The 21,732-nt window shown below is 44.6% G+C and carries 14 protein-coding genes; 8 read left to right on the top strand and 6 right to left on the bottom strand.

The window, feature by feature from the left end:
• Positions 1 to 487: 487 nt before the first annotated feature.
• The 3 genes from icd to PPO43_RS10585 form a co-directional block, all read right to left on the bottom strand.
• Positions 488 to 1,708: an NADP-dependent isocitrate dehydrogenase gene (gene icd / locus PPO43_RS10595; RefSeq protein ID WP_272617585.1), complete on the bottom strand. Its 1,221-nt coding sequence runs from the start codon at positions 1,706 to 1,708 to the stop codon at positions 488 to 490.
• A gap of 148 nt (positions 1,709 to 1,856) precedes the next feature.
• Positions 1,857 to 2,747, bottom strand: a complete 891-nt coding sequence (locus tag PPO43_RS10590) for a GHMP family kinase ATP-binding protein (protein WP_272617584.1) — start codon at positions 2,745 to 2,747, stop codon at positions 1,857 to 1,859.
• Between the two features lie 698 nt (positions 2,748 to 3,445).
• Positions 3,446 to 5,338 carry a M1 family metallopeptidase gene (locus PPO43_RS10585; RefSeq protein ID WP_272617582.1) on the bottom strand — a complete coding sequence of 631 codons (1,893 nt, stop codon included), beginning with the start codon at positions 5,336 to 5,338 and terminating at the stop codon, positions 3,446 to 3,448.
• Between the two features lie 357 nt (positions 5,339 to 5,695).
• On the opposite strand from PPO43_RS10585, the gene PPO43_RS10580 reads away from it, so the two are divergent.
• The 3 genes from PPO43_RS10580 to PPO43_RS10570 all read left to right on the top strand — a co-directional run bounded on the left by PPO43_RS10580 (position 5,696) and on the right by PPO43_RS10570 (position 12,884).
• Positions 5,696 to 8,254 (top strand): TonB-dependent receptor domain-containing protein, encoded by a 2,559-nt coding sequence (locus tag PPO43_RS10580; RefSeq protein ID WP_272617580.1) that lies wholly within the window; start codon positions 5,696 to 5,698, stop codon positions 8,252 to 8,254.
• Positions 8,255 to 8,735: 481 nt separating this feature from the next.
• Positions 8,736 to 9,857: a hypothetical protein gene (locus PPO43_RS10575; RefSeq protein ID WP_272617578.1), complete on the top strand. Its 1,122-nt coding sequence runs from the start codon at positions 8,736 to 8,738 to the stop codon at positions 9,855 to 9,857.
• Positions 9,858 to 10,253: 396 nt separating this feature from the next.
• Positions 10,254 to 12,884: an ATP-dependent Clp protease ATP-binding subunit gene (locus PPO43_RS10570; RefSeq protein ID WP_272617576.1), complete on the top strand. Its 2,631-nt coding sequence runs from the start codon at positions 10,254 to 10,256 to the stop codon at positions 12,882 to 12,884.
• A 238-nt stretch (positions 12,885 to 13,122) separates the two neighbouring features.
• On the opposite strand, the gene PPO43_RS10565 is transcribed toward PPO43_RS10570, so the two are convergent.
• Positions 13,123 to 14,418 (bottom strand): UDP-N-acetylmuramoyl-tripeptide--D-alanyl-D-alanine ligase, encoded by a 1,296-nt coding sequence (locus PPO43_RS10565; RefSeq protein ID WP_272617574.1) that lies wholly within the window; start codon positions 14,416 to 14,418, stop codon positions 13,123 to 13,125.
• Positions 14,419 to 14,629: 211 nt separating this feature from the next.
• Between PPO43_RS10565 and PPO43_RS10560 the strand changes: the two genes are divergently transcribed.
• From PPO43_RS10560 to PPO43_RS10550, 3 genes are all read left to right on the top strand, one after another.
• Positions 14,630 to 15,391 carry an alpha/beta fold hydrolase gene (locus PPO43_RS10560; RefSeq protein ID WP_272617572.1) on the top strand — a complete coding sequence of 254 codons (762 nt, stop codon included), beginning with the start codon at positions 14,630 to 14,632 and terminating at the stop codon, positions 15,389 to 15,391.
• 69 nt (positions 15,392 to 15,460) lie between these two features.
• Positions 15,461 to 15,742, top strand: coding sequence for a thioredoxin family protein (locus PPO43_RS10555; RefSeq protein ID WP_272617570.1), 282 nt, complete (start codon positions 15,461 to 15,463; stop codon positions 15,740 to 15,742).
• A 59-nt stretch (positions 15,743 to 15,801) separates the two neighbouring features.
• Positions 15,802 to 16,728, top strand: a complete 927-nt coding sequence (locus PPO43_RS10550; RefSeq protein WP_272617569.1) for an alpha/beta hydrolase — start codon at positions 15,802 to 15,804, stop codon at positions 16,726 to 16,728.
• Here the strand turns inward: PPO43_RS10550 and PPO43_RS10545 are convergent.
• The gene (locus PPO43_RS10545) at positions 16,687 to 17,334 is read right to left on the bottom strand and encodes a hypothetical protein (RefSeq protein WP_272617567.1); all 648 of its coding nucleotides are present in this window, start codon (positions 17,332 to 17,334) and stop codon (positions 16,687 to 16,689) included. The genes PPO43_RS10550 and PPO43_RS10545 overlap by 42 nt on opposite strands.
• A 241-nt stretch (positions 17,335 to 17,575) precedes the next feature.
• Complete coding sequence (locus PPO43_RS10540; RefSeq protein ID WP_272617565.1) at positions 17,576 to 20,440, bottom strand: PD-(D/E)XK nuclease family protein; 2,865 nt, start codon at positions 20,438 to 20,440, stop codon at positions 17,576 to 17,578.
• Positions 20,441 to 21,008: 568 nt separating this feature from the next.
• On the opposite strand from PPO43_RS10540, the gene PPO43_RS10535 reads away from it, so the two are divergent.
• Entirely contained in the window at positions 21,009 to 21,368 is a 360-nt protein-coding gene (locus PPO43_RS10535; protein ID WP_272617563.1) for a hypothetical protein, read from the top strand.
• A gap of 102 nt (positions 21,369 to 21,470) precedes the next feature.
• Complete coding sequence (locus tag PPO43_RS10530; RefSeq protein WP_002659526.1) at positions 21,471 to 21,683, top strand: hypothetical protein; 213 nt, start codon at positions 21,471 to 21,473, stop codon at positions 21,681 to 21,683.
• Positions 21,684 to 21,732 lie beyond the last annotated feature (49 nt).

Raw genomic sequence — 21,732 nt, 5'->3', positions numbered from 1 at the left:
AGCTGAGCAGTGGCCTAGCGATGTGTAGCAGTGGCCGAAGGCTAGACCAAGGAGCAAAGCGACGAAGGGCCGAGCGACCCGACCAAAGGGAGCCGACGCAGCGAAGCAAGTAATAGCGAGCTGCGAAACGTAGCGCCGACGAGCAAAGCGAGGCGGAGGCCCCTAAACAGCAGCGAGCTGCGACAACAAGGACTTTAGTCCGTCTTCGACGACCAAAGGGAGTAACCGATGCGGCGGGGTGGCCGAAGGCCAGACCGAGTTTTTGAGCGTAGCGAAAAAACGACAACAAGGCTGAAAGCCGCAGTTCGATGACCGAAGGAAATAACGGCCGAGCAGAACTGCGAGCCCCGAAGCGTAGCACCGCAAGGCAAAGCCGCAGCGGAGGCCCCTAAATACAGCAAGCTGCAAACTATACTATATATAAGCACAAAAAAAGCCGCTAAGTCTGTACTAGACTTAGCGGCTAATAAAAGCGAAAAGAATCGGCTTACATATTTTCGATAATAGCATCGCCAAACTCAGAGCACTTCAACAACTTCGCATCATCCATTAGGCGGTGGAAGTCATAAGTAACTGTTTTCTTCTGAATAGCGCCTTCAATACCTTTTATGATAAGATCAGCAGCTTCGTTCCAGCCCATATAGCGGAACATCATCTCACCAGAAAGAATTACAGAACTAGGGTTTACTTTATCTAGACCTGCATACTTAGGCGCAGTACCGTGAGTTGCTTCAAAGATAGCCTTTCCTGTAGTGTAATTGATGTTTGCACCAGGAGCAATACCAATACCACCAACAATAGCAGCTAGAGCATCAGAGACATAGTCTCCGTTTAGGTTTAGAGTAGCAATTACATCATACTCTGCTGGACGAAGAAGGATTTGCTGCAAGAATGCATCTGCAATTACATCTTTTACAATGATCTCTTGGCCATTGTTATCAATTACCTGCCAAGGTCCACCATCCAAATCTTGTGCATTGTAGTCACGCTTAGCCAAAGCATAACCCCACTCTTTGAATTTACCCTCAGTAAACTTCATGATGTTTCCTTTGTGGACCAAGGTTACTGATTTGCGATTGTTCGCAATAGCATAATCAATAGCCGCCTTAACTAGACGCTCAGTTCCTTCAATAGAAACAGGCTTGATACCTAGTGAAGCAGTTTCGGGGAAGCGGATTTGGCTAACGCCCATTTCCTCAATGAGGAATTTTTTCACCTTGTCATTCTCAGGCGTGCCAGTAAGATATTCGATACCAGCATAAATATCTTCTGTGTTTTCACGGAAGATAGTCATATCTACCAACTCAGGCTGTTTTACGGGAGAAGGAACTCCTTGGAACCAACGCACAGGACGCACGCAAGCAAAAAGGTCAAGCTTTTGACGCAAAGCCACATTTAGTGAGCGGATTCCTCCACCTACAGGTGTAGTCAATGGCCCTTTGATCGCTACCAAATACTCATCAATAGCATCTAGGGTAGCCTGTGGCAACCATTCTTGTGTCGCATCAAAGGCTTTTTGACCAGCCAATACTTCTTTCCACTCAATTTTGCGCTCGCCAGCATAAGCTTTCTCTACAGCAGCATCAAAAACGCGAACAGAAGCAGCCCAAATATCTGGACCAATGCCGTCTCCTTCAATAAAAGGAATAATAGGTTGATTAGGCACTTGCAACTGCCCTTCTTTCATGCTAATTTTTTCTCCACTCATGGATCGTATAGTTGTGCAAAATGAAATAAATGATTTAGGCCCCCTTGGGAGCGCTCAAATTTACATTATTTATACTAGATAATGAAGCTTGCTTTCTCTTTTTCACTAGACTAGCCGCCCCAAGCCTTTCTAGCCTATTTTCTTTATCTTAAATATCTTCTAATACCAATGGTAACAACTCAAAAGCCCCTAATTCCCGCTGCGTCTCCCCCCAATTATTACTATATCCCAACAAAAAACCACCTCCTCCAGCACCACAAAGCTTCAATAAATAACTACTGCCTTCCAAACCCTTTTGCCAAATAGCCTTAAACTGATCTGGTATCATCCGCTGAAAAAATTGATACTGTGATGCCGATATCTTCCCAAAAGCCTGAGCCAATGGCCCTTCTTCCTGCCCCAAAAAAGCCAAACTAGCCTCCCGATGCGCCAAAGCAAGCGCCTCCTGCTCTACTAGCGGAAAATCAGCCTGCGCACAAGCCTGCAAATAATGCTGTACTAATGGAGCAGTCTGCCTCGCAATTTTTGTGTTCAATAAAAATAACTGGCCCCGATCACTCTCCCCCAAACGGATTTCTTGCCCCAAAATTTCACTCTGCCCATCTTGCCAAAATAACCCCTTTCTCAAATAAGACACTAAGGGGTCTATCCCCGAACTCTGCCCATGAAAAGCAGTTTCTATCTGCGCTAAAGTCAATATTAACTCTTCCCCTCTTGCCTTTTTGCCTTTCCCATAACGCTCGTACACCGCCGCCACCAAACTACCCGAACTCCCCAAACCATAGCCATGCGGAATATTACTCTGCAACCAAATCCCATCCAATAAATCTTGCTCTAAACGCCCCAAATCAAGACAACAATTTGGCGCCATACTCTCCAATAGTAGACGCAACCCCTTTTGAGAGGATGCCCGATCTACAGATGGCTTCCAAGACCAATCAGCCCGATAGGCCCAAAATGGCAAAGCCAAAGCAGGCGCAGCTTGCATAATGCTGTATTCTCCAAAGAGGAGCAGTTTCGCAGGATAAGCAGTTGACATAGTTCTAGCGTTATTTTGCGCCAAAGTACAATATTACAGAAAGAGCAGCCCCCTTCTCGGCTTTTTTATGAATGTATTAAACTCTTTTTTTTAACAATAATTATAGACTGCTTGTTCTGGGGCTGCCCCTCCCTACGGTCGGGTCGGGCTGTTTCGCCGCTCGCTATTCGCTCGGCCCTGCACCGCCAAAGGCGGCTGGGTCTGGCCCTTTGGGCCACTGCTGTCCATCCCTCAGCCACGGGCCTGCGGCCCTTTGCGGCGGCTTCGCCGCCTGCTAAATCGCAAAAATATAAGAGGAGGACTAACTATACCCATCGGGAAGGGTACAACTACCCATCGGGAAGATTTAGGAAGGAAAATTTTAATGGCCCAGCCGCCCCAAGGGATTCCCTTAAGGAATCCCGTAGAGGGGTGGGTGGGCGGGGACATATTGAAGCAGGCCGAGCGAAGCGAGGCCTACCGCTTAAAAGGGGCAGAAAAAGGCCGAAGCAGAAAGAATCAAGTGAAAACAAAAGTGGAGCAGGCCCAGCGCTGCGCAGCCGTGGCCGAAGGCCAGACCAAGGAGCGAAGCGACGCAGGGCCGAGCAAACTGCGAGCGGCGCAGCATAGCGGCGGCCAGCTTTGCTGGCCGCGGGCCCCAAAAACAAAAAAGCCACTCCATTAAAATAGAGTGGCTCAAAGCAAAACTTCTTAGCAGACTAATCAGGCTTATAGGTATTATTCTTTCTGTTGATATCGGCCATGCGACCAGAGGGATCAATCTCCATACTAATAATATCCTTTTGTTTGATGGGCAATTCTAGCTCATAAGCCTTATGAGTCCAACGCCAATCGGGCATAACATTATACTCTAGGTACATATTTTCATTGGCTTTGGCCCCTCTCATAATGGCCAAGGGAATGTGGAAACAAGCTGTTTTTTCCTCCTTGCCATCCATATACTTCACCACCAGATCAACAGGCATAGGCATACGGCCATTCTTAATGCCCGTTTTTTCACCTGTACTTTCTAGACGTTGAAGCTGAACCAAAGTCTTTTTGCCCTTCTTCTCCACCTTATCAATGGCATAATCAATAGTATGTGTGCTATTAACCCAATACTCACGGTACCAATCTAGCTCTAAACCCGAACGTTTTTCCACAATACGGATAAAGTCATTGGGATTGGGGTGTTTAAATCGCCAGTTATAGTAATAATCTAGCAGGGCCTCTTTGAGTACTTTTTCGCCCACGATATATTCTAATTGGTGGACAAAAACGGCTCCCTTACTATAAGAGGCTGCACCATAGGCTGCATTACTCATAAAATGATCTGCATGTGTGCTTAGGGGTTCCTCCACTCCACTTTTGGCCAGTTGTTTATAGCCCGCGTAAGAGTAATAATGTGGGTTTTCGCCTTTCTTTAGTTGGCCGTCCAAATAGGCAGTAACGATATTCGTGGCATAAGAAGTGAAGCCTTCATCCATCCAAGCATAAAGCGCTTCATTCGTACCCATCAGCATTTGATACCAAGTGTGCATGAGTTCGTGCACCATCACACCTTGCAAGCTAGAGGGGGCTCGGTTTCCGGTGATGAGTGTGGCCATAGGATATTCCATTCCACCATCACCTCCTTGGATAAAGGAATATTGGCGATAGGGGTAGTTCCCAAAGCGTTTTTCGATATAGCCAAAAGCCTTCTTCATTTTTTCCTGCGAGGCTTTCCAAGTGGCTTTATAATCTTCATCATCTTGATAGAAGAAGTGAATTTTAGTCGTATCATCCAGTTGAACCACATCATGGATGTAATCGGGATCAGCGCCCCAAACGAAATCGTGTACATTGGGAGCGATAAAGTGCCAAGTGAGGCGTTTTTTCCCTTTGAGGTTAGCTCTTTGCCCCACATCCTCATAGCCATGTCCCATCTCGTTAGGGTTTTGTAGATAGCCCGTAGCTCCTACGGTATATTCTACAGGCAGCGTAATTTTTACATCGAAATCTCCCCAAACGCCATGAAACTCTCGGCCGATATAGGGGTTGGCATGCCAACCTTGATAGTCATATTCACAAAGTTTGGGGTACCATTGCGACATAGAGTAGTCGATGCCCTCGCTGCTATTGCGGCCAGATCGGCGGATTTGCAAGGGAACTTGGCTTTTGAACTCCATTTCTAGAGTAGTGCTTGCGCCAGGCAAAATGGGTTCAGCTAATTCTACTTCCAAAATTGTTTCGGCCACTTCATAATTCACCTTTTTGCCATCTTGCAGCAAGCTCTTGATTTTATGGTAGCCAATTTCTTTGGGTTTGAGCTGAGCGATGCGATCGCCTACTCGAGGGTCGGGGTCAGGCAGCGTTCTAGAGCGCTCATCCATCATGCTACCTGGTTGAAAGGCATTAAAGTAGAGATGGTAAAACACTTTACGCAAGGTATCTGGCGAATTATTGGTATAGACCAGCTTCTGTTTACCATCAAACTGATGCTTTTTGGTATTCATATCAATTTCCATATAATATTTGGCCGCCTGTTGCCAACGATCGGGCCCTGTTTGGGCCAACAAGCTAGCTCCTGCCAAAAGACCAAAGGCCAAGCTTGCAATTTTCTTTTTCAACATAAGGTATAGTTTTTCAATTTTTTTGATAGAGTAGACTGAAGACTTAAATAAAGGAAAAAAATAGCCCTTTAATTAGAAATTCTACAAAAACAGAAATTGGACCGACCAGAAACTAAACCGATAGTTCAGTCTTTCAAAAGTCCTACTTAGTCGAATTATAAAGGTTAAGGACTGTTAAGAGTACGTAACTAGGGGGCTGTTAACCTATTATGGGTAGAAAGTTAGCCCCACTATTAAATAGTCTTGTTGTAGCAGCAATCAGGCATTTAGTTGCCCTTTGTCTGCCTCTCAAAGCATCTCCCCCAACTTATTGTAGTTATCAAAAAACATTTAACCTCGATCTTAACACCAAAAAACATGAAACTAACCCTCCTCCCCATTTTTCTGCTCTATTGTGTATGGAGCTGGGCCCAAGGCCCTATGCCTCCAGCCCAAACCACTGTTTTAGGGCAACTGGTTGATACCGAAAACAAAAAGCCATTAGAGTTTGCAACTGTTTCCCTATACAATTTAAGCGACTCTCTAATTACTGGGGGCATTACCGATATGGATGGGAATTTCCGTATCCCTGGCCTCCCTTATGGCGACTATTATGCAAAGCTCAATTTTATGGGCTATGAAGAAAAGCGCATAGATAGTCTACGCTTAGAACTTCCTACGCTTAATCTTGGGCAGATTCTACTAAAACCAGATGCAGCTACCCAGGAAACGGTACAAATTACAGCCAATAAATCGCTACTCAAACTGGGCCTAGATAAAAAGGTTTTTGATGTAGAAAATAGCGGTTTAGGGAATAGTGAAAGTGCCACAGAAGTACTTCGTTCTACTCCTGGCATTGAGGTTGATCAAGATGAACAAATTAAAGTTCGAGGCAAAGTCGTCCAGGTATACATTAACGGCAAGCCTACTGGCCTTACAGGAGAAAACCAAGCTGCTGTACTTCGCCAGCTTCCTGCAAATAGCATCAAAAGTGTAGAAATTATTACCAGTCCCTCAGCCAAAGATGCTCCTGATGGTGGAGCAGGTGGAATCATCAACATTGTGATGAAGCGTAATCTACTTTCTGGTTTTACGGGTAATGTCAATGCAAGAATTGGGACAAATGCTCGAGGTTGGCGTTCAGAGCCTGTTGGGCCTATGTTCAATAAGTTTAATACAGGACTGGGACTCAACTACAAATCAGAAAAACTCAATCTCTTTTCTAATGTAAGCTGGAACCGCAGAGGTTCTTACACCCTTTCTGAGGCTTATCGTTTCAATCAATTGCCCGATAGTAGTTATTATTTCAATACCTATCGCGATAGCCGTCGCAAAAATGACAACTTTTGGGGGCGTTTAGGCATGGACTACTATATTAGCCCTACCCAAACCCTCTCGATGCAAGTTAGAGGCGGAGCTGGTTCTGGTTTGAATACTGGACAAACGCAATATGACAACTTTGGCCAAGACTCAGTTTTCTACAGCCAAGAGATTAGAGGCCGAGATGGCGATGCTCAAGATTATAACTGGAGTTACAATGCTGTTTATTCCATTATTTTCCCAGAAAAGGATTCTACGGGTAAGCCCAACTTAGATAAAATTGGGGGCATGGGCGATCAGCATGAGTTGGTTTTTGACTTCCAAATATCTAATAGCCAAGATCAAGATGTAGACTACTACGGGAATCAATCTTATTGGCCCAATGGTGATGCATTTACTACTGCACCAGATTCTCAACGCATAGAGGATTTTGATAGTCGAAGAGAAATTTGGGCTCGTATTGATTATACACTTCCCTTACCCAAATTAGAGGGACGTCTAGAGCTAGGCTATCACTATCGCTATCAATTAGATCGTAGTGACTTTGGCTATTATAACTATGTTCCTCAACTGCCCAGCTTAGTCAATGATAGTAGCCGCTCAAATATCTTTGAGTATGAGCAGCAAATTCACGCCCTTTATGGTACCTATAGCCAAAAATTTGGCAAGAAGTGGAGTGGTAAATTTGGCCTTCGGTTAGAACAGGCTAGTGTAGACCCTCGTTTGATTAGTACTAATGAAAGTTATCCCTGGGACTACTTTCAGCTTTTTCCTTCTTTAAACTTGGGTTACCAAATGAGTAAATCAGCTCAAATGACCTTTAACTATAGCCGTCGCATTGATCGCCCTGGATCTTGGTCTACCAACCCCTTCCCTAGCTTTGAAGATCCTAGATACCTTTATTATGGCAACCCTTACCTCCAACCCTCTTTTACTGATAAAGTGGAATTGAACTATGGCAACTATGTTGGTCAATCAGGAATCAATATTGGTCTATATGCTAGCTATAACGATAATGAATCTACTCGAGTACAAACTATCGATAGCCTAACAGGGGTCATTCGCTCTCGCCCCCAAAACTTGGCCTATAACTACCAATACGGTTTAGACTTCAACTTCAATACAAGTATTTTTTCTTGGTGGACGATCAATTTAGGTGGAAACCTCTATCAATCTCACTTTGATGCAGAAGTAGAAGGACAAGATTTATCTTATCAGACCTTGGGATCCAGTGGAAATATCTTCAGCAGTATCCGCTTGCAGAAAATTGGTTTGAATATCTCTATGGGAGGTTCTGTTTGGTACCAGGTTCGCGATATCCAAGGAAGTAACCGACCTAACTTCTGGCATTGGGTCTCTGTAAATAAACAATTGATGGATAAAAAACTGCGCCTCTCTTTATGGGTACAAAACCCCATCTACAGCAATAGCTATCGTTATCAGCGGAGCACAGATAGTTTCCGCCAAAGTGGAATCTACGAATGGGAAAATCGCGTCATCAACTTTAGTATGAGCTATAACTTTGGTAAGATGAATGTGAAAAACAAACGCCGTAGCCAACTAGAAAACCGCTCAGGCGGAGGAGATGGTGGAAGCGGTGGACAAGGCGGCATTTAGAGGCGGCGAAGCCGCCAGCGAGCGCAGCGAGCAATGGCCCAGCGCTGCGCAGCAGTGGCCCGTAGGGCCAGACCAAGGCGCTGCAAGCGCCGCAGGGCCGAGCGAATAGCGAGCTGCGCAGCCTAGCGGCGGCCGCCCCGCTAAAAAGGGCGGCCGCGGGCCCCTAAATAAAAGAGTCAGTTCTCTGAGGAGAGCTGGCTTTTTTTACGTACTGTTTTATAATCTCTTTTAAAACAATTAAATTGTGATCAGCCTTTTTAGCTCTCTTTAATTAGTCTAACTTATCTACTTTTTAAAATCTCCCTATTTCCCTCAATTTTAAATTAACTTCGGCTAATTTCATCCCTAGTCTAAGTCTATCAAGCTGTTTTAATAGCAGACTTTTGGCCTATTTTTAGCCTAAGGAACTAGAAGGCATTAATATCCTGTTTTTTAAGTAGTTCTTCACACACTATATTCCAAGATGAGCAAAACAAGCAATATGCTAAAACCAATTTTATATATCCGCCCCAAACCTTGGCAAATTGCCATTTCGGTCTTGGGCCTCTGTTGGGGCTTAGCTACAGCCTTTACTAGCCCACAACTTCAAAGAGAGGAAGAGCAATCTGATTTTCAGATGACTGAAAGCACTCCACTCTGGACAGTAATGGGCAAATTGGGTAAAATCAAAACCAACCAACCAAAAGACTGGGCCAAGGCCAAAGATCAATTAATGATTCAACAAGGTAAAGATTTAATTGAAAAGGGATTTACTAACAAAGATGGCTCTAGTAGCGAATTATTGAGTAAGACGCTAAGTTGTAGCTCTTGTCACCTCAGCGTTCGAGAAGAACCTAGTTTAGATAATTTAGACCCCCAAAAACGTCTCAAATATGTAGACTCTAACCAACTTTCTTTTCTTCCTGGCCCTAGTTTCTACGGCATGATTAACCGCATCTTCTTCTTTAATAATGACTTTGCCAAACTCTACGACGGGCCCCATGCTCCACTCCTAAAAGATGCCCATTTTGACCTCCGCAAAGCCATGAATGCTTGCAATCAACTTTTTGCCGATGGCCGAAAAATGGAAGACTGGGAACAAGAAGCCATTCTGGCTTATCTCTGGACTCTAGAACTAAAAATGGGCGAACTAGAAATGAAAAAAGAGGATTGGGAAAAGGTCGAATACTCTATCAAAAATAACCGCAGTAACGCCCGTGCCGTAAACCTCATTCGCCGCTATTACTCAGAGGTTTATCCAGCCCACTTGGTACGCCCACCAGATGTACGCGCCCGCCAAATGGTCTCCCCTGCTAGCAATAGCTTTCTCAATGGCCGCAAAATTTACGAAAAAAGCTGCCTCCACTGCCATGAAGAAAAACGCTATAGCCGCTTCAAACTCGATAGCCGCCAAAAAACCTTCAAGCGATTAGCCGCCAATTTTGAAGGCAAAGCCAAACTTTCCATTTATTCCGCTCACCGCTATCAATCGGGCAAAAACTGGAAAGGCGTCCCCATTTTCACTAAAGAACGAATGAGCGACGAACAACTGGGCGACCTCCGTTTTTTTATTGACAACATGGCAAAAATGGGCGATGAAGCCCTCAATTATTATAAAAATTAACCCCAAGCGAATGCTGCAGCAAATTGTAGTATTCGCTTTTTTTCTGCTATTTTTTGGGGCTGCCCCTCCCTGCGGTCGGGTCGGGCTGTGTCGCAGCTCGCTATTCGCTCGGCCCTGCGGCGCTTGCAGCGCCTTGGTCTGGCCTACGGCCACTGCTGTCCATCCCTCAGCCGAGGCGCTGCGCGCCTTGGCGGCGGCTTCGCCGCCCCCTATTGGACCGAAAATCGACAATCGGAAAAATTGTCACGGAATAGGAACCGAAAACACCCAAAATGTCAGCTAAAGCTTTGGAAAGCTGCCATTTTGCCTTAACTTCAAGAATTGGATTTGCTTTTGAAAAGAAAAGCAGCAAAGAGAATCAATCTCCATTTGTATAGATAAAAATCCCTATAAATTATGTTTGATAAATTCACCGAAAAAGCCCGGCAGGCCGTACTAAAAGCACAAGAATACGTGCGCGGCCGCCAACAGCAAGACGTTCAATTGGCCCATTTATTAGCCGCTATGTTAGAAGTGGATGATAATGTAGTGGGCTACCTACTCAAAAAATTATCGGTAAACCTTAAGGACCTCAAGCAAAAGCTAGAGGTAATTATGGATGCTTACCCTAAAGTCTATGGAAGCAACTCAGGCAGCCACCTTTCTAAAGAAGCTAGCCTAGCTATCCAAAATGCCCAAAACCTCGCCCGCGATTTCGGCGATGAGTTTGTTGCCCTCGATATGATCCTGGCTGGTATTTTCTCTGTAGACGATAAAACCACTCGCCTACTCCGTAGCCTCGGCGCTAACGAAAAACTACTTGGCGACGCCATTAAGGAATTGCGCAAAGGCCGCACCGTAAAAAGCGAAAGCGGCGAAAATGAATTTAACGCCCTCCGCAAATATGGCGTAAACTATAACGAACAATGCCGCAACGGGAAATTGGACCGCATTATCGGCCGCGATGATGAAATTCGCCGCCTACTCCATATCCTCTCTCGCCGCAAAAAGAATAATCCCATCCTTATCGGAGAACCCGGTGTGGGTAAAACCGCTATTGTAGAAGGTTTGGCTTGGCGTATCGTAAATAACGATGTGCCCGAAAACCTAAAAGATAAAACCGTTTTTGGCCTAGACCTAGCCGCTCTAGTAGCTGGCGCCAAATATAAAGGGGAATTTGAAGAACGCCTCAAAGCAGTCGTCAAAGAAGTTACCACTTCTAATAATGTCATCCTCTTTATTGATGAAATTCATACCCTAGTTGGTGCTGGTGGAGGTGGAGGCGCAATGGATGCCGCCAACATTCTTAAACCCGCTCTAGCCCGTGGCGAACTACGCGCTATTGGTGCCACAACCCTAGATGAGTACCAAAAGTACTTTGAAACAGATAAGGCCCTGGAAAGACGATTCCAGAAAATTGTCATTGACCAACCTTCTTTGGAAGAAACTGTGGCCATTTTGCGTGGACTAAGAGAACGCTACGAAAATCACCACCAAGTTCGCATTCTCGATGACGCCCTCATTGCCGCTGCAGAACTTTCTCATCGCTATATTAGTGATCGTGCCCTACCCGATAAAGCCATCGACTTGATGGATGAGGCTGCGGCTAAACTTCGCTTAGAGCTAAACTCGATGCCCGAAAAATTAGATGAATTGGACCGCAAGGTACGTCAACTAGAAATTGAACGCGAGGCTGTAAAACGAGATGGCGACCAAAAGCGATTGGATGCTATCAATGAACAAATTGCCAACATCTCGGAAGAACTCACGGTCCTAAAAGCCGCTTGGGAGTCAGAAAAGGAATTGATCAATATTATTCAGTCTTGTAAGTCTGAAATTGAAAAATATCGCCTAGAAGCTGAAGAGGCTCGCCGTAATAGCGATTATGCTAAAGTGGCCGAATTGGAATATGGCAAAATCAAAGAACAGGAAACTATTTTGGCCAATGCAGAAGCCCAACTAGAAACCCTTTCTCCTGAAAAACGCCTAACGGATGGAGAAGTAGATGCCAATGACATTGCAGAAGTTGTTGCTCGTTGGACCGGTATTCCCGTAGCCAAAATGCTCGAAAGCGAAAGAGAAAAACTCCTCCGCTTAGAAGATGAAATTGGCAAGCGAATTATTGGACAAAGAGAGGCGGTACAAGCCGTTTCAGATGCCGTTCGCCGTAGCCGCGCTGGCCTACAAGATGCAAAAAAACCCATTGGTTCATTCCTCTTTATGGGAACAACTGGGGTAGGTAAAACGGAATTGGCCAAAGCCTTGGCCGAGCTCCTCTTTAATGATGAAGGAGCAATTACCCGCTTTGATATGTCCGAGTATATGGAGAAACATGCTGTTTCTCGACTCGTAGGTCCACCTCCTGGTTATGTGGGCTATGAAGAAGGAGGACAATTGACCAATGCTGTTCGTCAAAAGCCTTATTCTATCATTCTACTCGATGAAATTGAAAAGGCCCACCCTGATACCTTCAATATTTTGTTGCAGGTCCTAGACGATGGCCGCCTTACCGATAATAAAGGCCGTGTAGCCGATTTTAAAAATACCATTATCATCATGACGACCAATATGGGCGCCGATGTGATCCAAGATAACTTTGATGGCTTAGACGATGTCGATCCAAGCAAACGCCAAACGATCATTGAAACGACTAAATTGGAAGTTATTGAGCGACTCAAAGACCATGTTCGTCCTGAGTTCCTCAACCGAATTGATGAAACGGTAATGTTTACTATGCTCAACCGCGAAGAAATTAAGCAGATTCTTTATCTTCTACTTAAAGGCATTCGCAAGAGAGTATTGAGCCAAGGCTTTGATATTGAGCTATCTCAAGCCGCCATTGATTACTTAGCTGATTTGGGCTATGAGCCGGCCTTTGGAGCCCGCCCCATGAAGCGCGTACTTCAAAGAGAATTGGTCAATGAGTTGTCTAAAGCGCTGCTAGCTAGCCAATTTACCCCTGGCGACCTCATTTATGTCGACCTTCCTAAAGGACAAGAAAAGCTCTTGTTTACTAAAAAGGAAGAAGAGGTTGAAGTTGAAGACTAAAGAGTCACTGCTAACATGAAAAAGCGATCCCGTTTGGGATCGCTTTTTTTTGGTCCATTTTTTTGCGTTCTACAGGCGGCGAAGCCGCCGCAGGCTGAGCTGCCTGTAGGGTGGCCGAAGGCCAGACCGAGTTTTTTGAGCGTAGCGAAAAAAACGAAGGGCCGAGCAGAACTGCGAGCCCAGAAGGGAGCGACCCGAGCGAAGCGAGGGGCAGCCCCAAAACACCATTGCTCTAATTTTAATCAAAAAGTTGTTCTAAGCGGTTGCCTCTAGAGCCCTTGACATAAATGGCGTGGCCAGAAGTAGGCAAAGCCTGTCGCAGTTGGTCCAACTGCTCAAAATGTTGGGCGAAAGGAGGCAGCGACAAGCCCAAAAAGCTAGGGCCAAACAAGAAAAGTTGAATTTCTTTTTCGTCAGCCAGTTGGTCCAATAGCGCTTGATGCTCCCTTTGGCTAAACTTGCCGAGCTCCAGCATTTCGCCTAGGACAAAAACCTTGGGCGCTGATTTTTCGGCCTTAGCGGCTTGCAGAAAGACTTGCATACTGCTTGGATTGGCATTATAGCAATCGAGTAAAAGCGCTTGCTCATTCCAGTTTCGGCGTTCGGAGCGAAGAGATTTTGGGGCGTAGCTTTCCAGTGCTTGTTTAATCACGGCAGCTGGCAGGGCAAAATAATCGCCAATTGTGGCAGCGGCTAAAACGGTGGGCGCCCAAAACTCGCCAAAAAGATTCATTTTGATTGCTAACTTTCTTTTGCCCAATTGGATTTGTAGTTCTAGATCGGGAGCGGCAAGTAGTTTTGCCTTAGTTTGGTCATTGGGGCGACCGTAAAAAATGGGATCTTTTAGTTGTTTAGCGGCCTTCATCATCACTGGATCTTGACCATAAACAAAGGCTTGTCCCCCTGTTTTGGCCAAATAATCATAGAGTTCGTGATTGGCTTTCTGGATATTTTCCACCGAGCCATATTCTCCCAAATGGTCTTTACCGTGATTAGTAATTAGGCCATGTGTAGGCGCGGCAATTTCGCAGAGGGCAGCGGTTTCGCCTAGGTGATTTGCACCAATTTCTAGGATAGCCAACTCATGTTCATTTTTAATTTGCAGAACGGAAAGGGGCAAACCTAAGTGGTTATTCAAGTTGCCAGGCGTGGCCCAGCAATCATAATTTTGTGAAAGGACCAAATAAAGTAACTCTCGGCAAGTTGTTTTGCCATTGGAGCCCACCACCGCCAAAACGGGAATATCTAGCTGTTTGCGGTGATATTTAGCCAATTGTTGCAGACAAATTTCTACATCTTCCACTAAAATATAGCGCTCATCTTGCGCATTTTCGGCTTTTAGTCGAGGGTCGTTGATAATAGCGGCCAAAGCTCCTTTTGCTAAAGCCATTTCCGCAAAATCATTTCCTTTGTGACATCCATTTTCATCTTTTTGGCCTAAGGCAAAAAACAAATCTCCCGCCTTAACTTGGCGACTATCAATACAAAGGCCTTTAGCCGATAAAAAATGGGTATATAATTGAGCGATCTCCATGATAGCAATTTTGGTCTATAAAAAGGATGGGCGAAAATAGTCTTTTTTTAGGCTAGCCCTTCTCCCCTAAGGGAAAAGAAATCAAAAGTTTTTTAAGATAAAATAGGGGTTTGCGGTCCATAACTAATCTAAAAGATGTATTTTTGAGGCCAATTAAGGCCCCTACAGGGCCTTTTTGATTGATTATCAGTAAAATAAGAATTTCTCAGTTATGGACTACAAAGTCAAGGAGCTAGGAAAGTTCCAATATATAGAAGAAGGCCAAGGGGAAACCCTTTTGCTTTTGCACGGTCTTTTTGGGGCCCTTAGTAACTTCGGTACAATTATCGAACATTTCCGTCAGGATTACCGCATTTTGGTTCCTGTACTTCCCATCTATGAAGCGCCTCTAAGAGAGCTTTCGGTGGGCTACCTCAAAAATTATGTGGTAGAGTTTCTTGAGGCCAAGGGCGAAACGGAAAAAATGCATGTTTTGGGCAATTCTTTGGGTGGGCACGTTAGCCTATTTATGGCCCTAGAAGAGCAAGATCGCTTGAAAAGCCTGATCCTAACTGGTAGCTCTGGACTGTTTGAAAACACTTTGGGGAATACCTTTCCTAAGCGGAAGAGCTATACCTTTATTGAGCGCAAAGCAGAATATACCTTTTATGATCCTGCCACAGCTAGCAAAGAATTAGTCGATAGCCTTTTCGAGATTGTCAACAATAACGAAAAAGCAATTCGCGTAGTAGCTTGTGCTCGTTCTGCTATCCGCGATAATGTAGAAAACCGTCTACACAATATCAAGCTCCCCACTTTGCTTATTTGGGGAAAGCAAGATCGCATTACGCCTCCTTTCGTTGGTGAGGATTTTCACAAAGGGATTGAGAAATCTCAACTATATTACATCGATAAATGTGGACATGCCCCAATGATGGAACGTCCTGATGAGTTTAATCGCATTTTGAGTGCTTTTTTGAACCATCAGAACTAAATCTGACGGTCTTTTACTCAAAAAAAGGGCTGACTCTGCAGAGAGTCAGCCCTTTTTAATTTCTAGCTAATGGACAAATTTCTCTATTTCACACAACCTCAATGTGGGGTTTGCCATGCCCTACTGCCCAAACTTCGCGAGTTTGTAGCCGAACATTACCCAAAAATGGAATTAGAAGTAATTGATTGTATGGCCGAGCCCGAACGAGCGGCCCAACATAATGCTTTTTCGGTCCCTCTCCTACTCGTCTTTTTCGAAGGCAAAGAGTTTTATCGCTTCTTTGGCGCTTTTTCTTTAAGCGAACTAGCCGCCCAAATGCAACGCCCTTATCAACTTCGTTTTGAAGATTGATTTTAGCCTTTTTGGTGCTTTCTTTGTGGAGCGAAAAGTAAAAATTAAACAGCTATTCAATGAAAATCAAGTTTTACTTTTTGCTCCTTTTTTTGGCCTTTTTTAGCAGCAGTTGGGCCCAAAACAAAACAGCTGGCAGCATTTGGGAAGTATTGGCCTATCCTGTTCATGCTTTTCGCCTTAACCGGCAACAGCCCGCCCAAGCAGAACGGCAACGCATTCAATATGGCCCAGAAGAACGACAATATCTCTGGCTCTATGAACCTTTGGGCGGAGCTAAACAAGCTCCCATTATTTTTTATGTCCATGGTGGTGCTTGGCGAACGGGTAAACCAGAACAACATCAACATTTAGCCCAATTATTTACCGATTTGGGCTACCGTTTGGTCATGCCCGCTTACCGTTTGGCCCCTACTTATTGCCAAGAAGATTTACAACTCGATATTGACCAAGCCATTTTAGCCGCCCTCAAGCATTGGAATATTTCAGGCCCCAAAAGTCAATGGATTATTGGTGGAAGCTCTGCTGGGGGAAATTTAGCCGCTCTTTTGGCCTACGATCAAGATCGCTTAAAGAATTTAGGCCTAAGCACTCAAAATATTACTGGCTTTTTTTCTATCGCAGGCGCTTTAGACCTTAATCAGATGGAGTCTAGCCTTCCTCTTCGACAATATGCAGGCAGCAATAATTCAGTTAATTTCAAATTGGCCAATCCCATTTATTTGATTGATCCCAAAGACGATTTTCCAGCCCTTTTACTACACGGCAATAAAGATGGCTTAGTCGATTTTCGAGCATCGGCCTCTTTTGCCCAAAGCCTAAATCAGGCCCAACTCCCCTACTCTTTTCATTGCATCCGAGGCGCTAGCCATCTGGTCGTCACCGCAAAATGGTATTATAAGACCAAAAAGCGAAAAGGCCAAGGCCAACATTTACGCAATTGGCTAATCGCCATAAGCAAAGCGGAGATAGAAACTCCGAAATAAATCCTCCTTATAATAAATACGTAAGGGCAAAAACTCAGCTGCCTGAAGCAAGGCCGAGTTCTTGGCATTTGCAGCCAGTTCTTCTTCAGAAAATAGCAACGGATAATCTTTTGGCTCCGCTTTTTGACTAGCTTTCATCGCCCAAATTTCCTGTGGCAAACGAAAAAGCAATAAGCCTTCTGCCGCTCGATACAATTCCGCCTTGAAAGCTTGCGCTTCGGTCCCATAACTCAAACGAAAATCGCCATTGTAATCCGTCGGAAAACGAAGCAAAACATATAAATCCGTATTCGCATTCCACTCGGCCCCCAAAGGACCAGCGCCTTTTTCTTGCAATAAATTTTTGGCCTGATGCCAGCCCTCTTCTCGCTGCATACGCTCCCACCAAGCTGCCGCAGCTAAGCTATCCAATTGATTTTGAGGATCATCTCCCTCAAAAAAGCAGTAGGCCTCAAAGGATTTTGCCCGATTGCTTTTCAAGGCTCTGGCTTCAGCCGATAAGCTATCTGCTTCCGTTTTAGGGGCTGCCGTTATTTCTTTTTCTGGGGCTGCTGTTTGGCAGGCAAAACAAAGGGCTAAGGCCCAAACCCATATCCATTTTTGCATAATTCTTCTGTTTTTTTGGGGCCCGCGGCCGGCTAGCCTTTGGCTAGGTCGGCCGCCGCTATGCTGCGGGGCTCGCTATTCGCTCGGCCCTTCGTTTTTTTCGCTACGCTCAAAAAACTCGGTCTGGCCTCCGGCCACCCACTCCGCAGCGCTGGGCCAAAAGGCTTCTGGCGGCAAACAAAATTGCAAAAAAAAGGCGCCTTCTTCAAATAGAGGCGCCAAAATAGAACTTCATTTTTATTTATGCCATTGGCTGCACCAAAACTCGATAAATATCATATTTAGCTGATTCTTGCCGCATTTCTAAAAGGTCTAGCAACCCTTGCGATTGCAAAATTTCTTCTAAAGCAGATTGAGTATGCTCATTGCGCAACTCAATTTGGCCCTCTTGCAACTGCTGCATTCTCCAGAGATAGGTGTTCTCCATTTCCTGCCAAGTTTTACTTTGTTGTTGGACCGCATCAATTTCGGGAGAAACAGCTTCCGCTTCTACAAAAGCTTGATTATTTCGAGACAAAATAATACCCTCACTAATAATATAGTAACCGCTATGTGCCCATTGCCCCTCTTTTTCCGAAAGGAATTTAGAATAGACCACTAGCTGCAAATCATCATTATTCTGTAAGCTTTGGCGATAAAAACTTTTTCCTTTCCACTTAAGGTCTAAAACGGCTGTTTCTACTTTACCATTTCGCTCTCGGTAAAGGACCAAATCTGCAATACCCTTAATTTTTTGGCCACAAAGTTCTCCCTCTACAGCCATTTCAGAAGCTTTCACGCTCCAACCATTCCGCTGAATAGCAGAAATGAGGGTCCAAGCAGAAAACTTCATTTTATTGATAAAACTAATTCGGTCAGCTTCTTTGCCATACATTAACAAGACCGCTCCCTCTCGTTCAATAATTGTCGGTAAGGTTTTATCAATCCAAGCTTCTAATTCTGTTTTGGTCCAAGTTTTAGGCTTTTCTACCATCAAATCAAAAAGGCGTTCAAAAAGCACATGCGATAGGTTTCCCTTTAGGCGATTTTCACTAGAAACCTGCAAAATAGAAGACTTATTCAGCCCAATCAAATAGCGGAACACCCATTGGTAAGGATAATAAAACAGCTTATCTAATGAACTAAACGACTCATTTTCTCGCTCGCTGAGCAAGCCTGCGCCACCTTCTTGTTGGCCCAAACGAATATAAGGCGAAGGAGATTTTAATGGACTTGGACGCAACTTTTCTTCTTCTGCCAGCTCAAAATACTGTTGGAAATAAGTAGAGCTTTTGGCCTCTTCTAGTTGAATACTAAATGTATCGAGCAGCTCTCCAAAAAGGGCCTGCATATCGCCCCAAAGTGGGTGTGGATGTTGTTCACGCCCTTCCACTTTGGCGGGAAGGACCAAAATAAGTTGTTCTCTACAATATAGTATAGGCCGGATGCGCTGCCAGATATTCCGCAAATTGAGTTGGGCCAAAGCCTCCAATTGGATGGCCCTTTTTTCTAGATAATCTCGTTCATTTTTGTACCAGCGATCAAAACCTAGATTGCGTTGAGGATCCACAAAGTTCCACCAAAGCAATTGTTGGCTATTGCCTACAATTGCAGCGGGTTCATAAACAAAGGGAGCATGCCCCAATTCACTAGGTCGGAAAGGAATAGCTACGGCCTGGTTTACTTGTTTTACTAAGCGTTCAAGCTGTAGGTAGCCTACTCCTTGTTCCTTTTTAGCTAAACTTTGCAGCAAAAGCAAAAGGCGGCCAGCTTGCTCATAAAGGCGCAGAATTGGTTTTTGGGCAGCCAAAATTTCTTCTCTTTGGCGTTCAAGCTGTTGTTCCTTAGCCTCTTCTATATCTGATTTATTGAGTTTTTTATCAATCTTATCAACTTGTTTCTTTTGCTCATCCACTAATTTAAGGGCCCAAAGGCGGAGATAATCGAAAATTTCGACTAATTCTCGAACAGGCAATAATTGTCGAGAGTCGTAGCGGCGGCGTTCAAACCAAAAGCTATAATCTTTTTCTGCTTGAGCTAGTTCTGCTTCTAGTTTTTGGGCAATACGAGGGCCAGCTCTTTCGATTTGGGCCTTCATATCTTGTACAAATTCCTCTTTTTTGCGGAACCAGAGTGCGCTAAAGAGGCCAGGTTTTTCAGAAATAGATTCGGCCAACTTAACTGCCAAACCTTTGTGCAAAGGAATATTGGGCAAAGATAAAAACTCGAGTAAGCGATATGGATTGAGGGGTTGCCAGAGAAAAGAGCTAATTAGCTTAAGAATTTGTAGGCTGGGGCGGGCCAAAGAGGCTGATTCCACACCAAAAGAGGGTAATCCTTCTTGGACCAAAGCATTGTCTAGTGCTCTATTTTTATTAGATAACAAACAAAGTGGTTTCAGGTCGGGCATTTGGGCAAAAAGCTTGGCCAAATAAGCGGCGGCATAGGCTTCGCTCTCTGCTTTGAGGACCAAAATAGAGCCATCTGCTTTTTTTGTATCGGCAGTGGGAATTTCTTGGCCGAGGAGGCGAGCTTGCAATTGGCCCAGCTGCTTATTAGCTAAGGGTTGGGGTTGTTCTAATTGTCCAATTTCCACCCCTTCTTTTTCGAGTAGTTCAAAAAAGCGCTGCCAATAGGGTGGCCAAAGAGCTTTGGGCTCTTGCAACAACAATTTAGAGATAGGTTGTTTGCGGCCCTTTTCGATATAGGCAAAAACTTGGCGGAAGCGCTCTGCGAAGGCGGGTGCGAGTTGAATTTCTTCTTGACGCTGCAAGAGGCGTTCTAGTTCGGCCAATGTACGCAGGCGGCTAGGCATTTGCGTACGGATGGCAAAATCCCAGCTAGAGAGATAAAGTTCATCTCGGCGATCGAGTAATGCTTGAGCGGTAGCTAAGGGATCGGCTTTAAAAGAGGCGGCAAAAAAGGCCTCCTTTTGTTTTTCTAGGTACAAAGCCAATAGCTGCCGATATTGCTCTACACGCAAAAAGGCCTTATTATCGGGATAACCAATGCCCAACTGTTCTTCTAAAAATTCAATCAGTTGTTGTGGGCCACAACTATAATCAATGCCTTCTTCCCAGAGCGGAAAAATCTGCTCTTGCAGGCTCAAACCAAAACGTACTATCATAAGACTTCAGTCTAAAGAGCACAATTTAAGCAGTGGAGGGGCATTCTAAAATTAGGAAGGGCCCATCCTTTTGCGGTGCTCAACATCTAAGAGATAAGACAAGTTAGTTATTTTATACGCAAAAAGTAAATAGTTTTCCATTTTTTAGTCAAAATAATGATAAAAAAGGGCGGTTTAGGGTAAAAAAGGAGGCGAAGCGGCTATATTGGTCCAAATACTGAAGAAATGGGGGCCGAAGAAAAGGGTTAAAAGAAAGGAAAAGGAGGAGCGGCTGAGGGATGGATAGTGGTGCGGCGCAGCCGCAGACCAAGGCGCTTTGCGCCGCAGGGCCGAGCAGAGCTGCGAGCCACGACACAGCCCGACCCAAGGCCTGAAAGGCCGCAGGGGCAGCCCCTAAAAAGAAACAACACCAACATAAATTTGGGTAAAGTAGAGCGGCACTACATATTCTAAAAGTCAATATAGATTTATTCGGTTATAAAATAAATTAGCCATTTTTTTTTCCTAATTTGTTTTGGAAACAAAACTGGGCAACGCTTGTTGCTTTTAACTAAAAAAATTAAAGGAAATGAAAAGATCAGTATCTAGCCGTTCGAAGGAAGAGAGAGCCAAATTTTTCAAGCGAGGATTGACCAAAGTGCAGTTTTCTACGGCTCAATTGGGTGGGCAGGAAAAGGAAAAAGTGGAAAAAATTGAGGCTGTAGAGGAAAAAGTGGCGGAAGAGATTGTAGAAGATGTGGTCGTAGAGGCCGTTGTGGAAGAGGTTGAGGAGGAAGTTGAATTGGCTGTGGAGGAAGAGGAGGAAGAAGATTTTGATTGGGACGATGATGATGAGGAGGAGGAAGACGATGAGGACGATGAGGAAGAGGAGGACGATGATGACGACTTTGACTGGGATGATGAGGAGGATGAGGAGGATGAAGATTAGGTTTAATAAAACCTAAAAGTCAAGCTTTTCTAAGAACTCATTTAAAAAATGCTTAGTTTTGCGGGGGCCTTTGAGGTCTAAATACTAAAAAACATAGCGCTTATGATGAGCAATTTGCTAACCATTGCCGTAGCATTTGGAGCATTGATTCTTGCCTTTTTGCTAATTAACATCCGCAAAATTTTTGTTGGAGAAGATTTTAGAGGGACTTGTGCCCAGAATAACCCTTTACTGAAGAATCAGATTGGGGAATGTACGGTATGTGGCCGTAAGCCGGAGGAAGAGTGTCAACTTCCGGAAGTAGAAGAAGCTTAGGCTTTCTTTTTCGAGGAAAAAAGCGATTTAGCGGCTGCTAAATCGCTTT

Origin of the sequence: Saprospira sp. CCB-QB6, from assembly GCF_028464065.1 — a bacterium.
GTDB lineage: Bacteria > Bacteroidota > Bacteroidia > Chitinophagales > Saprospiraceae > Saprospira.
Note: the sequence above shows the minus strand (reverse complement) of the source record. Positions and strands in the feature narration are given on the sequence as shown.

Bases quoted from the DNA above. Each gene is read 5' to 3' on its own strand.
- icd (WP_272617585.1), bottom strand. From the start codon at position 1,708: ATGAGTGGAGAAAAAATTAGCATGAAAGAAGGGCAGTTGCAAGTGCCT.
- PPO43_RS10590 (WP_272617584.1), bottom strand. From the start codon at position 2,747: ATGTCAACTGCTTATCCTGCGAAACTGCTCCTCTTTGGAGAATACAGC.
- PPO43_RS10585 (WP_272617582.1), bottom strand. From the start codon at position 5,338: ATGTTGAAAAAGAAAATTGCAAGCTTGGCCTTTGGTCTTTTGGCAGGA.
- PPO43_RS10580 (WP_272617580.1), top strand. From the start codon at position 5,696: ATGAAACTAACCCTCCTCCCCATTTTTCTGCTCTATTGTGTATGGAGC.
- PPO43_RS10575 (WP_272617578.1), top strand. From the start codon at position 8,736: ATGCTAAAACCAATTTTATATATCCGCCCCAAACCTTGGCAAATTGCC.
- PPO43_RS10570 (WP_272617576.1), top strand. From the start codon at position 10,254: ATGTTTGATAAATTCACCGAAAAAGCCCGGCAGGCCGTACTAAAAGCA.
- PPO43_RS10565 (WP_272617574.1), bottom strand. From the start codon at position 14,418: ATGGAGATCGCTCAATTATATACCCATTTTTTATCGGCTAAAGGCCTT.
- PPO43_RS10560 (WP_272617572.1), top strand. From the start codon at position 14,630: ATGGACTACAAAGTCAAGGAGCTAGGAAAGTTCCAATATATAGAAGAA.
- PPO43_RS10555 (WP_272617570.1), top strand. From the start codon at position 15,461: ATGGACAAATTTCTCTATTTCACACAACCTCAATGTGGGGTTTGCCAT.
- PPO43_RS10550 (WP_272617569.1), top strand. From the start codon at position 15,802: ATGAAAATCAAGTTTTACTTTTTGCTCCTTTTTTTGGCCTTTTTTAGC.
- PPO43_RS10545 (WP_272617567.1), bottom strand. From the start codon at position 17,334: ATGCAAAAATGGATATGGGTTTGGGCCTTAGCCCTTTGTTTTGCCTGC.
- PPO43_RS10540 (WP_272617565.1), bottom strand. From the start codon at position 20,440: ATGATAGTACGTTTTGGTTTGAGCCTGCAAGAGCAGATTTTTCCGCTC.
- PPO43_RS10535 (WP_272617563.1), top strand. From the start codon at position 21,009: ATGAAAAGATCAGTATCTAGCCGTTCGAAGGAAGAGAGAGCCAAATTT.
- PPO43_RS10530 (WP_002659526.1), top strand. From the start codon at position 21,471: ATGATGAGCAATTTGCTAACCATTGCCGTAGCATTTGGAGCATTGATT.